General features: G+C 61.9%; 11 protein-coding genes and 2 pseudogenes. 5 read left to right on the top strand and 8 right to left on the bottom strand.

Annotation, left to right across the window (positions count from 1 at the left end; genetic code table 11):
* Positions 1-26: 26 nt before the first annotated feature.
* Genes CIT31_RS09860 through CIT31_RS09840 form a run of 5 tightly spaced genes read right to left on the bottom strand, consistent with a single transcriptional unit; the run spans position 27 to position 5,069 of the window.
* Positions 27-800, bottom strand: a complete 774-nt coding sequence (locus CIT31_RS09860) for an SDR family NAD(P)-dependent oxidoreductase (protein WP_095518458.1) — start codon at positions 798-800, stop codon at positions 27-29.
* Between the two features lie 4 nt (positions 801-804).
* Positions 805-1,902 (bottom strand): ABC transporter ATP-binding protein, encoded by a 1,098-nt coding sequence (locus tag CIT31_RS09855; RefSeq protein WP_065007049.1) that lies wholly within the window; start codon positions 1,900-1,902, stop codon positions 805-807.
* A gap of 10 nt (positions 1,903-1,912) precedes the next feature.
* Positions 1,913-2,815, bottom strand: a complete 903-nt coding sequence (locus CIT31_RS09850) for a carbohydrate ABC transporter permease (protein ID WP_095518457.1) — start codon at positions 2,813-2,815, stop codon at positions 1,913-1,915.
* Positions 2,808-3,743, bottom strand: coding sequence for a carbohydrate ABC transporter permease (locus tag CIT31_RS09845; protein ID WP_095518456.1), 936 nt, complete (start codon positions 3,741-3,743; stop codon positions 2,808-2,810). Before CIT31_RS09845 ends, CIT31_RS09850 begins: the two co-directional genes overlap by 8 nt.
* A 60-nt stretch (positions 3,744-3,803) precedes the next feature.
* Positions 3,804-5,069 (bottom strand): ABC transporter substrate-binding protein, encoded by a 1,266-nt coding sequence (locus tag CIT31_RS09840; RefSeq protein ID WP_095518455.1) that lies wholly within the window; start codon positions 5,067-5,069, stop codon positions 3,804-3,806.
* Positions 5,070-5,211: 142 nt separating this feature from the next.
* Here CIT31_RS09840 and CIT31_RS09835 point away from each other — a divergent pair, with 142 nt between their 5' ends.
* The 5 genes and pseudogenes from CIT31_RS09835 (at position 5,212) to CIT31_RS09815 (ending at position 8,656) form a co-directional block, all read left to right on the top strand.
* Positions 5,212-6,408, top strand: a complete 1,197-nt coding sequence (locus CIT31_RS09835; RefSeq protein WP_165778395.1) for an ROK family transcriptional regulator — start codon at positions 5,212-5,214, stop codon at positions 6,406-6,408.
* A gap of 113 nt (positions 6,409-6,521) precedes the next feature.
* Positions 6,522-6,764, top strand: coding sequence for a type II toxin-antitoxin system Phd/YefM family antitoxin (locus tag CIT31_RS09830; RefSeq protein ID WP_095518453.1), 243 nt, complete (start codon positions 6,522-6,524; stop codon positions 6,762-6,764).
* Positions 6,764-7,135, top strand: a pseudogene (locus CIT31_RS09825) (type II toxin-antitoxin system VapC family toxin); the annotation flags it as partial. The gene CIT31_RS09830 and the pseudogene CIT31_RS09825, both read left to right, overlap by 1 nt.
* A gap of 316 nt (positions 7,136-7,451) precedes the next feature.
* Positions 7,452-7,697, top strand: a pseudogene (locus CIT31_RS09820) (glycosyltransferase family 4 protein); the annotation flags it as partial.
* Between the two features lie 146 nt (positions 7,698-7,843).
* Positions 7,844-8,656, top strand: coding sequence for a hypothetical protein (locus CIT31_RS09815; protein ID WP_095518451.1), 813 nt, complete (start codon positions 7,844-7,846; stop codon positions 8,654-8,656).
* A 388-nt stretch (positions 8,657-9,044) separates the two neighbouring features.
* On the opposite strand, the gene CIT31_RS09805 is transcribed toward CIT31_RS09815, so the two are convergent.
* From CIT31_RS09805 to CIT31_RS09795, 3 genes are all read right to left on the bottom strand, one after another.
* Positions 9,045-10,022, bottom strand: a complete 978-nt coding sequence (locus tag CIT31_RS09805) for a DUF2950 domain-containing protein (protein WP_095518450.1) — start codon at positions 10,020-10,022, stop codon at positions 9,045-9,047.
* 29 nt (positions 10,023-10,051) lie between these two features.
* Positions 10,052-11,386, bottom strand: a complete 1,335-nt coding sequence (locus CIT31_RS09800) for a DUF3300 domain-containing protein (RefSeq protein WP_095518520.1) — start codon at positions 11,384-11,386, stop codon at positions 10,052-10,054.
* 65 nt (positions 11,387-11,451) lie between these two features.
* A complete protein-coding gene (locus tag CIT31_RS09795) occupies positions 11,452-12,420 on the bottom strand; it encodes a formylglycine-generating enzyme family protein (RefSeq protein WP_095518449.1) in 969 nt (322 codons plus the stop codon).
* Positions 12,421-12,431: the final 11 nt, after the last annotated feature.

Raw genomic sequence — 12,431 nt, 5'->3', positions numbered from 1 at the left:
CTTTGAAAGATGTGGAAGCGATCGCATCAGCGCAGACCCGCATCCACGGCGATGGACTGCTTCGTGATCATGCGGCTGTCATCGGCGGCAAGGAAGAGCACGGTCCGTGCAATCTCTTCGCCCAGCAGGACGCGGCGGATCAATTGCCGCTGCACCGTCTGGTCGATCGCGTCCTGCGTCTTGAACCACAACTCGCGCTGCCGCTCGGTGATGACAGCGCCGGGCTCGACTGCATTGACGCGGATGTTGTCGGATCCGAACGACCGCGCCAGCGCGCGCGTCAGCGCCACCACAGCGCCTTTGGCGGTGGCATAAGCCACCATCTGGTCCGCCCCGAAACGCCAGGCGATGGAAGAGAAGTTTATGATCGAGCCGAAGCCGAGTTCCTTCATATGCGGATGCACCGCCTGCGCGGCGAAGAAGTGATGCCGGAGATTGACGTCGAAGCTGCGATCCCAATATTCGGCTGTCACCGCGTCAACCGCATGGCGCTGATCATCAGCAGCGTTGTTCACCAGGACGGCGACCGGACCAAGCTGCGTGCGTACGCCTTCGACCGACGCCTGCAGCGCAGCGACGTCGGTCACGTCGCAGTGGAGGTACAACGGGGCCTGCCTGGCGGTACCACGGAGCTCGCGCACCAATGCCACCGCGGGTTCATCCTGCACATCGAGAAAGCTCACGCGGGCGCCATTCGCCACGAAAGCACGGACCATATCGGCCCCGATCCCGGAGGCACCGCCGGAGATCAGCACGACGCGATCGGTCAAGCTCGGATAAGTCGCGAATTGTTTGGACATCAGATCACAGAAGCGCCTTGGTTGTTGGATCGAACAGACAGGCGCGCGACATGTCGATGCCGAGCGTTATCGTCTCGCCCATGATGGGAGCGTCATCCGGCTCGAAACGGCCAGTGATTTCCAGGTCGCCTAGCCTGAGGACGGCAAGTGTCTCGGCCCCGGTCGGTTCGACCAGTTCGACGGGCGCCTGCATCGACTGCACAGCCGGTTTGCGCGACTTCAAGTCGGTCGTGAAGCGGTAGATGTGTTCGGGCCGAACACCCAGCACCACGTCCTTTGGCGCACCGACAGGCAGCGGAGCGGCAAGGGCAAGAGTGGCGTCGCTGCCGTCAGCAGCGCGCACCGCGATGCTGGTTGTGCCGGTAAGCCGGGCGGGGATGAAGTTCATCGCCGGCGATCCCATGAAACCGGCTACGAACATGTTGGTCGGCCGGTCATAGATCCGCTTCGGCGTGTCGAACTGCTGCACCGAGCCCTGGTTCATCACCGCAATGCGGGACGCGAGCGTCATCGCCTCGACCTGATCGTGGGTGACGTACACAGTCGTCTTGCCGACGCGGTGGTGAAGCTTCTTGATTTCGGTGCGCATGTCCACGCGCAGCTTGGCGTCGAGGTTGGACAAGGGCTCATCAAACAAAAACAGCTTCGGGTCGCGTACCAGGGCGCGCCCCATCGCAACGCGCTGCCGCTGGCCACCCGACAATTGCCCGGGCTTGCGGTTGAGCAACTGCTCGATCTGCAGGAGTGCGGCAACCCGCTTTACCGCTTCTGCCTGCTCCGCTTTGGGCACGCCTCGGCTTTCCATGCCGAAGGTGATGTTCTGGCGCACCGTCATGGTGGGATAGAGGGCGTATGACTGGAACACCATCGCTATGTCGCGGTCCTTGGGCTGCACGGAGTTCACCAGCCGGTCGCCAATCCAGATCTCACCCGACGTGACGGTTTCCAGGCCGGCGATCATGGCGAGCAAGGTTGACTTGCCGCAGCCGGAGGGACCGACAAGGGCGATGAATTCCCCGGTCCGCGCCTCGAGATTGATGCCGGCCAGAATCTCGAGGCCGCCATAGCTCTTGTGAAGGTCGCGGATCATCAGCGCGGACATGGGCGATGCCTCATTTGATGGCGCCCTGCGTCAGGCCGCGCACGAAGTATTTTCCACCGAACAGGTAGATCAGCAACGGCGGTAGCGCGCCGATCAGCACGGCTGCGCTCATCACATCGTAAGCACGGGCGGTCGTGCCGCCGGCAGTGAGCGCGACCAATGCCGCCGTAATCGGCTGCTGCTGGCCGGAGGTGAAGACGACCCCGAACAGATACTCGTTCCAGATGCCCGTGAATTGCCAGATGACGGTGACGATCAAAATCGGCGGCGACAGGGGCAGGATGATCTTGCGGAAAATCCGCCAGAAGCCGGCGCCGTCGATGCGTGCCGCCTTGATGAGGTCGTCCGGTATGCTGACGTAGAAATTGCGGCAGAACAGGGTCGTGAACGAAATGCCCTGGACGACGTGAATCAAGACCAGCCCGTATGTCGAATTGGTTAGGCCGAGTTTGCCGAGCAGGAACGCCCACGGCATCAGCGAGATCTGGCCGGGCATGAAGACGCCGAGCAGCATCAGATTGAACAGAACTTCCGAGCCCTTGAAGCGCCATTTCGACAGCACATAGCCGTTCATGGCGCCGAGAAGCGTGGAGATGACCGTCGCGGGAATCGTCATCCAGAGCGAGTTGAAGAAATTGCGCTTCATGCCTTCGCAGGTGCCGCTGACGCAGTAGGTACCCCATGCCTCCGCCCACGCGTCGAGGCGGAAGCTGCGCGGCAGCGAGATGAGGCCGTTGCGGGCAATCTCCGACTGCTCCCGCAACGAGTTGAAGACCACGACCAGCAGCGGTGCCAGGTAGATGACAGCGAAAAGCGTCAGCACCGCATAGGTAAGAAAGCGGTTCCAGAAATATCGCCGCGTAGCCGCGGCCGCTTCGGGATCATGCCGGGGGTTGGGGGCAATTTCAGCCATTGCGGCCCTCCGCCCGCCTGCGCCAAACGATCCACAAGGAATAGGGCACCAGCACAACCGCAAGGGCGGCGAGCATCATCATCGCCGCAGCGGCACCCTCGCCGATCTGCCCGCGCTGGAACATCAGATCGTAGACGTAGATCGCCGGGAATGTAGTGGACACACCTGGCCCGCCCCGCGTCAACGCCGCCACCAGGTCGAACGTTTTGATGGCGAACTGGATTTGAATGACCGCCACCGCCAAAAAAATCGGGGCGATCGTCGGCAGGATGACCTTCCGATAGGTTCGGGAAACCGACGCACCGTCGATCTGGGCTGCTTTGACGAGATCCGGATCGACCGACCGCAGGCCAGCCAGGAAAAGCGCCATTGCGAAGCCGGACGACTGCCAGATACCGGTTATGATCACCGCATAGATCGCGGTATTGCGGTTGGCTGTCAGGGCGAAGCTGAAGTCGGCCCAGCCGAGCCCCCGCACGAAGGCCTGGATGCCGTCGACGGGATTGTAGAGCCAGCTCCACACCGTACCGGTGACGATGAAGGACACCGCCAGCGGGTAGAGGAAGATGGTACGCCAAACCGCCTCGCCGCGAACGCGCTGGTCGATCAGGATCGCCAGAAGCAGTCCGATGGCCATCGAGCCGACAATATAGAAGCCGCTGAACAGGAAGAGGTTGGTATAGGCGATGTTCCAGCGCCGGTTCGCCCAGAGCGAAGCATAATTGTCCAGACCGACGAACAAATAGGTCGGCATCAGCGACGAGTTGGAGAGCGAGAGATACAGCGTCCAAATCGTGAAGACGAAGACGTAGATGAAACTCGCCGCAAGCGACGGCGCCAGCACCAGAATGGGCACCATCGTGCCCAGGCGCTCCCGCCACGGGGTTGCGGGAGGCGCAACCGGTACAGTCAGGTCATGTGTGGACATCGGCTGCTCCGGCGAAGTCAGGCCGGGCGCGCCGGCGCCCGGCCATCATCGGCAGCTTCTTCACATCTGCGCTTCGGCGGCATCAGCCATGGCACTAGCTGCGTCCTGCGCGGTCATATCCGGCGTCGCGACGAATTCAGTGACGGTATCCATGATCGCACCGCGCACCTTCTGCGGGATCGTCATGTTATGCGCCATCGAACGGACAAGCGTGCCGCCATCGATCGACGCCTGCAGGTCCTTCTGGGAGAGCTGCTGGCAGGGGTTGAAGCCGTTCGAAAGATCGACGTCGAGACGGGCCGGGATCGAGCCCTTGGTCTGATTGAAAATCGTCTGGAACTCGGGCGACAGGATGGTGCTGGCGAGCAGTTTCTGCCCCTCGACATAGTCCGGATCCTTCTGCTGGAAGAACACGACCGAGTCGGAATTCAGGATGAAGCCCGGCTTGCCCCAATCAGTCGGCGCCTGGGCGCAGACATAGTCGGTGCCCTCCTTGAAGCCGCCGGCCGTGAGCAGGCCGAGCGTCCAGTCGCCCATGATGTGAAAAGCGGCCTCGCCGCGGCCGACCAGATGCGACATGGTATCCCAGTCGCGCCCGTTCATGCCGGGGTCCATATATTTCGTCGTCATCGTGCGGAACTGCTCGAAGGCCTTGACCATGCCGTCGCTGCGCATTGCCTCGACGTCACCCTCGACGAAGGCCTTCTTGAAGAGATCGAGATCCATTCCGTAGACCACGACCTCGAAGACCGTCGAATCGGTCCAGTCGGCGGTCGAGTGCGAGATGCAGATTTTGCCTGACGCCACGATCTTGTCGCAGGCGGCGTTGAAGTCTGTCCAGGTCTTCGGCACTTCGGCGACGCCTGCTTCCTGCATGACCTTCGGCGATGCCCACAGCCAGTTGATGCGATGGATGTTCATTGGCGCCGCTACCCAGCTGCCGGTCGGCTTCATCACCGGCAGCAATTCGGGAGCGACGACCTTCTCCCAATTTTCCGCTGTCGCCAGTTCGTCGAGATTGGCTGTCATGCCGGTCTCGTTCCATTCGGCGATCTCGGGTCCCTTGAGCTGCACCGCGGGGGGTGCATTGCCGGCGATCACGTCGGCGCGCAATTTCGCCAGCGTGTTGGCCGTGTGGCCCGCGATGGAGGTCTGCTGCCAGGTGCCACCCTTGGCGGTAAACATCTCGCCGAGCTTGGCGATAGCCTGGGCGTCCGATCCGGTCGCCCATTGATGCAACAGGTTGGTCTTGGGCTCTGCGAACGCGGCTCCCGCAACAAAGGTGTACGCCGTAGCGGCCGCAAGGGCCGTCCTCAGGTATTCCATCGTTTCACTCCCATGTGATGTTACGGTTCGTATCGACCGCCTGTGGACGCAATTTGAGCTCGTCGCAGACGGAGATGCAGTAATCTCCGTTCTTTCCAAGATGACATATTTGAGCTATCAGTCAACGTCCTTTGTGCTCATCATGAACAAACCTTCGCTTAGAAATTGGCTGATCGACAGACCCTCCGCATCACCGGAGAGCCTGATCGTTCTATGTCTACGTGAGCGCGGCGTGCTTTCTGCGTCGCAAATTACCCGCATCACCGGTTTAGCGCGATCGACGGTTTCAACCGCGCTCAATGGCTTGAGAAAGTCCGGGATGGTGATCGAATCCTCGACCCACCATGACGGGATCAGGGGTATCGGCAGGCCTGCGACGACATTGACACTCAATCCCGCTGCGGGCACCTGTATCGGGATCCACCTAGGCCTCGATGAGATGCGGTGCGTCGTCGCCGACGTCTCGCATTCTGTCATTACCGAACAAACTATCCCCATGGGTCTGGACTACCAACCGCAACAGGCGGCCCAGCTCGCCAAGTCAGCAATTGCCCAATGCTACGAAGAGAACGGTCTGCCGATGGCGGGGCTCCTGGGGGTTGGGGTTTCCGTCTCGGGCCCTGTCAGCCGCGAAGGAGTGGTGCAGCGTGCGAGTATTGTTCCGACCTGGGCCGGGGTCAACATCCGCGATGTGTTCGGGCCGGTTCTCGAACAGCCGATTTTCGCCGATAACGAGAGCAACTGCTCGGCCATTGCGGAGCTGATGTGGGGGGCGGCTGTCGGCCAAGATGATTTCGTGCTGTTCAAGATCGATCTGGGCATCGGCGGGGCCATTGTCCAGCATGGCCGGCTGGTGACTGGCATCGCCGGCGGCGCCGGTGAATTCGGGCACATCAGCGTTGATCCCAGCGGCGATCTTTGCCGGTGCGGCAATCGCGGATGCCTCGAGCTTTATGCGAGCTTTGCCCGGCCGCTCGAGCAGATTTCGCGCATCGTGCGGCGGCCGGTCACGATGGACGAGGTGATCATGATGGCTGAACAGGGCGACGTCGGGGCGCTGCGCATGATCGAGGACACCGCCGAGTTCGCCGGCCGTGGTCTTGGCTTGATCGGCTCGGTGATCAATCCGCCACTCATCATTATCGGTGGCCGCATGGCGTTGGCAGGCGACATTCTCCTGGCACCGCTGATCGCGTCATATGAACGCCACACGCTCATCAAGTCCCGCGATATCGCGCCCGCCCTGCGCACGCGGATAATCGTTGGCAAGCACACAGAGAACGATGCATTGCTCGGCGCAGTCGGCCTCGTGCTGCGCCACAACAGCCGCCTGCAATGATCTGGCTTTGCGCCGGGTGGCGCCCCGGGTCAGGACGTGACGCATGAAAACCTCTCACTGGGAGTGTTAAGCGCAATACACTATATGACCATCTACATGGTCAGGAGCGTGACATGAGTGTGATCAACCTGGCAGATGCCAAAGCCCATCTGAGCGAGCTAGTGGATCGGGTCGAGGCAGGAGATTCCATCGATATAACCCGGCGGGGTAAACCGGTCGCACGGCTCACCGCCGTGGCGAGACCGCGGCAGCGGATCGACGCGACACTCCTGCAATCCTTGCCCGCGACCATGCCGCCTCAGGCCGAGAGTTCTGCCGATCTGGTACGGTCGATGCGGGATGGCGACCGCTACTGATGCACTATCTCGACCCGTCGCTGATCATTGCCGCTCTTTCAAATGAAGCGACGACGCTGCGCGTTCAGAGCCGGCTGGCGGAGCAGCATCCGGCGCAGTTTCTGATCAGCGACTGGACCATCACCGAGATATCGTCTGCCATGGCGATCAAGCTGCTGCGAACCGGAGCAGCGCTCGCGATGTTCCACAAGCTGGTCGCCGAGAGCTTCACCGTGCTGCCGGTCACGGGCGGGCATTTCCGCACGGCGGCAAAGTTCGCCGATCAGCATGGTCTCGGGCTTCGCGCTGGCGACGCGCTGCATCTCGCCACGGCATCGGAGCATGGCGCCACGGTGCATACGCTCGACCAAAAGCTCGCCGAGGCTGGACCGCGCCGACGCAATTTCTGCGAGCCGCGCAAGAGCTCGACGTCCGTCGAAGCCCTCACCGAACCTGTTCTCGGCTGTTCTTCACCAGATCCAGCGCATTTTCGCGCGGCTGGGCAGGCTCGCGATCAGCCTTGATCTTGCTTCCTGCTTCGCCGGAAACGTCACCGGCAATCACGTGGTCGATCGGATCGCATCGAGCCGGCGATCTTTGATCCGCCTAGCTGCCTTACCCAGCCAACCACGTAACTTACATTCCCCCACTGTGCTCCACGCGATAACCTTACGCTAGCCGCCCGGTCGTCACCGAAAGCCGCAAGAAATGAGAATTGCTCAGGTCGCGCCCCTAGACGAATCGGTCCCGCCGCGCCTCTACGGGGGCACGGAACGGATCGTGTCGTTCCTCACCGAGGAGCTTGTCAGAAAAGGTCATGAGGTCTCGCTGTTCGCCAGCGGGAACTCCGTCACCACTGCCAATCTGGTGCCGCAGAGCAGCACGGCGTTGCGCCTTGACCCAAACGCGCGACGGTCTTCCATCGCCGCCCATCTCGCAATGCTGGAGGAAGTGCTCGTTCCGATGCGGCCGAGCTTGTCTGAGGTGATGAAATGACTCCGCGGCAAATCGCTAAAGACGCCGCCCCGTAGGGCACCGACACGGATCTGGCACGGAGTGGAGCCGCGCTGTAGGGATCGGGAGCAGATGTGCGCACGCAAATGAACGAAGCCCTGCACGCAAACGAAGCACTGTTTGAGAATGGTCCGCCTGTCGGGCTGCAGCGGCGTCTCGGCTTCGTTAGGGGTAGTCAACTCAACGTTGGCCGCCGCGCGATGATCGTCGGTGCGGTAGGCTGGGCGCCCCTTCTCGTTTTAGCCGGCATGCAAAATGTGACTATGCACACCGACGCAATTGCGCCGCTCCTTTGGGATGCGGGCGCGGTACCTGATCGCCGCACCACTACTCGTCTTGGCCGAAGCGCAGTGCGCATCAAGGCTCAATGCCATCGTACGGCATTTTGCCGATGCCGGCTTGTAACCGAGAAGGACCGTGGCACATATGACGCTGCCGTGGCATCGACCCGTGCGCTCCTCAATTGGAGCGCAGCGGAAATTGTCGTAATCGGTCTGGCCTACCTCCTCATGTGCGCGGCGGTGTTTTCGCTGCCGTTCGATCAGGTTCCAGTTTGGCACAAGACCGGCGGCCTTGCTCCTGCCTTCTCGCCAGCCGGCTGGTGGCACGTGCTGGTGAGCCTCCCTTTGCTCCTGACCTTGCTGCTTGGCTGGGGGTGGAGGTTTGCGCTGTGGGCGCACCTTCTGTGGCGGATCGCCCGGATCGACCTCCGCCTCTTGGCGTCCCATCCGGATGGGGTAGCGGGCCTTGCGGTGCTGGGATATTCGCTGCGAGCATTTTCTCTCATAGCGATGGCGCTTGCCACGATCGTTGCCGGGCGTTCGGCGCATATTGTCTTGGTCGATGGAGCGCTGCCGAGAGAGCACACGATCTTCCCGTCTGCCGACAGCTTGGTGTAAATTACGTCGCCGAAAAATGCCGTAGCGGCCGTAGCGCGTGTCGACGATCGCCTTGGCAGCGAAATCGAGATTGTCGAGGATGTCGCTGAAATCGGCGTCGATATCGACAACGGGAAGCCCAAGCGAGTTCGTCTCCCTCGATAGACCGCGGGGCCCAGAAATAGGGTGTGAAAAGGTCCAGCCGTCGTTCTACCGTCGGCTCAACGGCCGGCGCTGTTGCAGATATGACATCGGCGGCGCGGACCGGGAACGTGAGCATGGCGCTGCAAGCGAAATAAAGAACAAGGCGCGCTCTTCTGCGCAGCGCAGCGCAGGTTGCTGATCGATTCAAAGCAACCCGATTTTCAATCCATCGATATTGTCCGCAGACAACTAGAACACTCTTCTCTCAGTCGGCCACGACCTGCCAGGTATCGTCCGGGTTGAAGCGGTCGATGTATTTGACGATCTGCTCGGTGGTTGGCCCGAGATCGGTCTCGTAGACGACGCCGTGCTGGTTGAGGGCGAAGGTTTTTACGCCTGTCTCGCCATATTTGGCCGGCCAGGCGATGAGGCCGAAGCCGGCGATCATGTTGCCGTTGATGACGTAGTCGTAGGCGCCGCCGGCGATCCGGTCGCCCTGGCCGGTCAGGATCTTGTACCTGTAGCCGAAATAGCCTTCGCCCTTGGCCGCGTCCTCAAGCTCGGCCTGATCGATATTGGCGCCAGCCGGGCTTTCCCCGTTGATGTCGTCGGTCGGCCAGTAGAGCCCGTCGGTCGCGCCCTCCGAGCTGATCAGTTTCTGCGCGAACTCCTCCACGCCATCCTCGTCGCGGTCCTGTGACGCATAGTCCTCCTGCGCATCGACATAGGCGCGCATCGTCTCGATCGCGGTGAGCTCGTTCTCGCCGACATACCGGTTCACGATCTCTTCGAGCCCGGCATAGGTGTCGAAAGCCCACTTGCCGTCCTCGCCCTTGACGATCGGAAACGGCAGCGGCCACAGCTTGTCGCCGATCTGCAGCGTGCGGCGATCGCCCTCGCCATCGAGGACAAGCTGCTTGGCCACACCCTCCTTGATCGCCGCCAGCGTCTCGTCCGCGTTCTCGTCGGCCTTCAGCTTTTCCGCATCGAGGCCGAGAAGGGCCGCAACCGAACCGTTGCCGGCGTCGTCCAGCGCCTTCTTGAACGCCTCGACAGCCGCTTCCGGCGTGTCGAAGACGGGCGGCTCGGCGGCGGCCGCAAACGCAGTGATCTCCGGCGCTTGCGGCGCGTCCTGCGCGGATGCCGGCTGCGAGACAGCTACGCTGGCTGCAAGCACCAAGGCACAGACAGAGCGGAGAAGGATCGTTTGCAAAAGTCCCGTGTGACGGGTGGTGCTGAACATCTGTATCACGACCTTGTCCTCCCGTTCCGTTAACGCCGGCGTCCGCCGCTGGGGCGCTTGATCTGCTTGTGGCCGCCGCCACGGCTGCCGCCACCCATCGATTGGTGGCCGCGGTTGGAGCTGACCTTGGTCGCCTTGCCGCGATCGACCTTGCCGAGCCCCGAGGGTTTCTTCGGCCGGTTGTCGACCCTTGCCGCAGGTTTCGGCTTGCCGGCCGGGCGGTTCACCTTGGCCGGCTTCGCCGCTGGGCGATTGGCGGTAGGCTTGGCCGCAGGTTTCTGGATGTTGGCGGGCTTGGCGGGGCGGGTCACGTTGGCGGGCTTGGCCTTCAGCCCGTCCAGCGTGCTCTTGCGGATGTCTCTCGTTACGGCCGTCTTGCCCGGCACCCTGTTGGCGAGTTTGTCGTTCTTCTTGATGTCGCGCGCGCGGTCCCGGATGGCGTTGTCGCCATTCTTCTCGATCCGGTTCTTGATGTTGTTCTGGTCGAACTTATTGAACTGGTTGCGATCAATATTGATCTTGTCGCGGTCGATGTTCTTCCAGTCGACGTCGTTGAAGTTGATCTTGCCGTTGAAGTCGCGATTGTTGAAGCAATTGTTGCAGTCGATGTCGATGTCGTTGCCGTCCCAGCGACCGCCCCAGACGCCCCAGTCGTTCCAGTCGACGGCGGCGCCCCAGACCGCGCCCGTCACCATGCCGGCGAAGAAGGTCGCTGTCGGATACCAGTAATAGGGGTACGGGTCGGGATAATAGCGGATCGGCTCCCAGACGTAATCCGGCTCATAAAACATCTGCGGCGGATATTGCGGGACGTAGATCACTTCGGGGCTCGCCGACTTGATGACGAAATTGTCGTTCTCCTTGACCACCTGGATCTTGTCGTCGGTCTTGATGACGCCCTTGGCGACCGCCTCGTCGCGCAACTGCTGGATGGCGACCAGCACGTCCTTCTGCTGGTAGGCGATGGCGTCGCCGAGCGCCTGCGTCCACTCGAGGTCGTCGCTCATCATCTTTACAATGTCCGGATAGTTGAGCAGCGACACAACCGAACCGTCCCAGCTCTCCTTCGGCTTCAGGCCCTTGTCCTTCTCGTATCGCTCGAGGAAGCGCGCCGCCTCGACGATCTGCAGCGGATAGAGCGCAGCCGCGGTGATCACCGCAATCAGCTCATCCGGATAGAGCGCGATCCGCGCGACCAGCACCTCCATCTCGTCCGCACTCAACGGCTCCGGCGCCGTCACGCCGGCGGACGCGTCAGCCGCCGCGACCTGTTCTTGTGCAAGGGCAGTATGCGCCGAACCAAAGCCGGCAAACAGCAGCGTCAGCGCCGCCGCGCCGACCTTCAACAAGTCATTGCCCGTCATGCTTCGATCCTCCCTGTCTGTCTCTGTCCGGGCAGGCTTTGCGCCGGCCTTTTTGGCAGTATTTGTCACGTTCTGCGTGCAATGCAGCGGAAACCTAAATGGCACGTCGACGTATCGATCGGCTGCGCCATCCGCGCGGCCGGGCGGTAGCGCCGGCAATAGTTGGGCGCGCAAAGATGCGATCCGCCTTTCATCACCTTGCGCGGGATTCTGATCTGCGGCTGCCGTGGATCGAGGCTGTCGTCCCGTTTGGCACCGCGGGGATTGTCAACCGTGCAGCACGGGCTGTCGATCTTGCCGTGTTCCTGGTACCAGTCCGTGGTCCACTGCCAGACATTGCCAGCCATGTCGTAGAGGCCGTAGCCGTTGGCGGCAAAGGAGGCGACGGGTGACGTCCCCTCGTAGCCGTCCTCGCAGAGATTCTGCCATGGGAACTCGCCTTGCCAGATATTGGCCAGGTGTCGGCCATCGGGCGCCATTTCATCGCCCCAGACAAATTCGGCCGCGTCGAGCCCGCCACGCGCCGCGAATTCCCACTCGGCCTCGGTGGGCAATTCCTTGCCCGCCCACGATGCGTAGGCTTCAGCATCCTCAAAGTTCACATGCACGACCGGATGATCGGCCAGCCGCTTGATCGAACTCGCCGGCCCTCGCGGATGGCGCCAATTGGCGCCGCGCACGTAGACCCACCAATTGTAGTGATCGCGAAGATCGACACGCTGTTTGGCCTTGCTGAACACCACCGACGATGGCGCCAGCATGTCCGGCTTCGCTCCGGGATAATCGTGGGGATTTACGGGACGTTCGGCCGAGGTGACGTAACCAGTTGCGTCGACGAAGCGAGCGAACTCGCGGTTGGTGACGGTACAGACGTCCATCCAGAAGCCGCCCACCGTCACCCTATGCGCCGGCGCCTCTTCGGGATAGTGCTTGTCCGATCCCATGAGGAATGCACCGCCGGGAATCCACACCATATTCGGCAATGGCTCTTCGACCTGTGTAGATTGAGCCTGGCGTTCCACAACTCGACTCATCGTCTTGCTCC

It is taken from the genome of Mesorhizobium wenxiniae (assembly GCF_002284535.1).
In the GTDB taxonomy this organism is placed as follows: domain Bacteria; phylum Pseudomonadota; class Alphaproteobacteria; order Rhizobiales; family Rhizobiaceae; genus Mesorhizobium; species Mesorhizobium wenxiniae.
Note: the sequence above shows the minus strand (reverse complement) of the source record. Positions and strands in the feature narration are given on the sequence as shown.

Excerpts from the sequence above, each read along its gene's own strand:
- CIT31_RS09795 (WP_095518449.1), bottom strand. The coding sequence starts at position 12,420 with ATGAGTCGAGTTGTGGAACGCCAGGCTCAATCTACACAGGTCGAAGAG.
- CIT31_RS09830 (WP_095518453.1), top strand. The coding sequence starts at position 6,522 with ATGAGTGTGATCAACCTGGCAGATGCCAAAGCCCATCTGAGCGAGCTA.
- CIT31_RS09805 (WP_095518450.1), bottom strand. The coding sequence starts at position 10,022 with ATGTTCAGCACCACCCGTCACACGGGACTTTTGCAAACGATCCTTCTC.
- CIT31_RS09860 (WP_095518458.1), bottom strand. The coding sequence starts at position 800 with ATGTCCAAACAATTCGCGACTTATCCGAGCTTGACCGATCGCGTCGTG.
- CIT31_RS09835 (WP_165778395.1), top strand. The coding sequence starts at position 5,212 with ATGAACAAACCTTCGCTTAGAAATTGGCTGATCGACAGACCCTCCGCA.
- CIT31_RS09850 (WP_095518457.1), bottom strand. The coding sequence starts at position 2,815 with ATGGCTGAAATTGCCCCCAACCCCCGGCATGATCCCGAAGCGGCCGCG.
- CIT31_RS09845 (WP_095518456.1), bottom strand. The coding sequence starts at position 3,743 with ATGTCCACACATGACCTGACTGTACCGGTTGCGCCTCCCGCAACCCCG.
- CIT31_RS09840 (WP_095518455.1), bottom strand. The coding sequence starts at position 5,069 with ATGGAATACCTGAGGACGGCCCTTGCGGCCGCTACGGCGTACACCTTT.
- CIT31_RS09815 (WP_095518451.1), top strand. The coding sequence starts at position 7,844 with ATGAACGAAGCCCTGCACGCAAACGAAGCACTGTTTGAGAATGGTCCG.
- CIT31_RS09855 (WP_065007049.1), bottom strand. The coding sequence starts at position 1,902 with ATGTCCGCGCTGATGATCCGCGACCTTCACAAGAGCTATGGCGGCCTC.
- CIT31_RS09800 (WP_095518520.1), bottom strand. The coding sequence starts at position 11,386 with ATGACGGGCAATGACTTGTTGAAGGTCGGCGCGGCGGCGCTGACGCTG.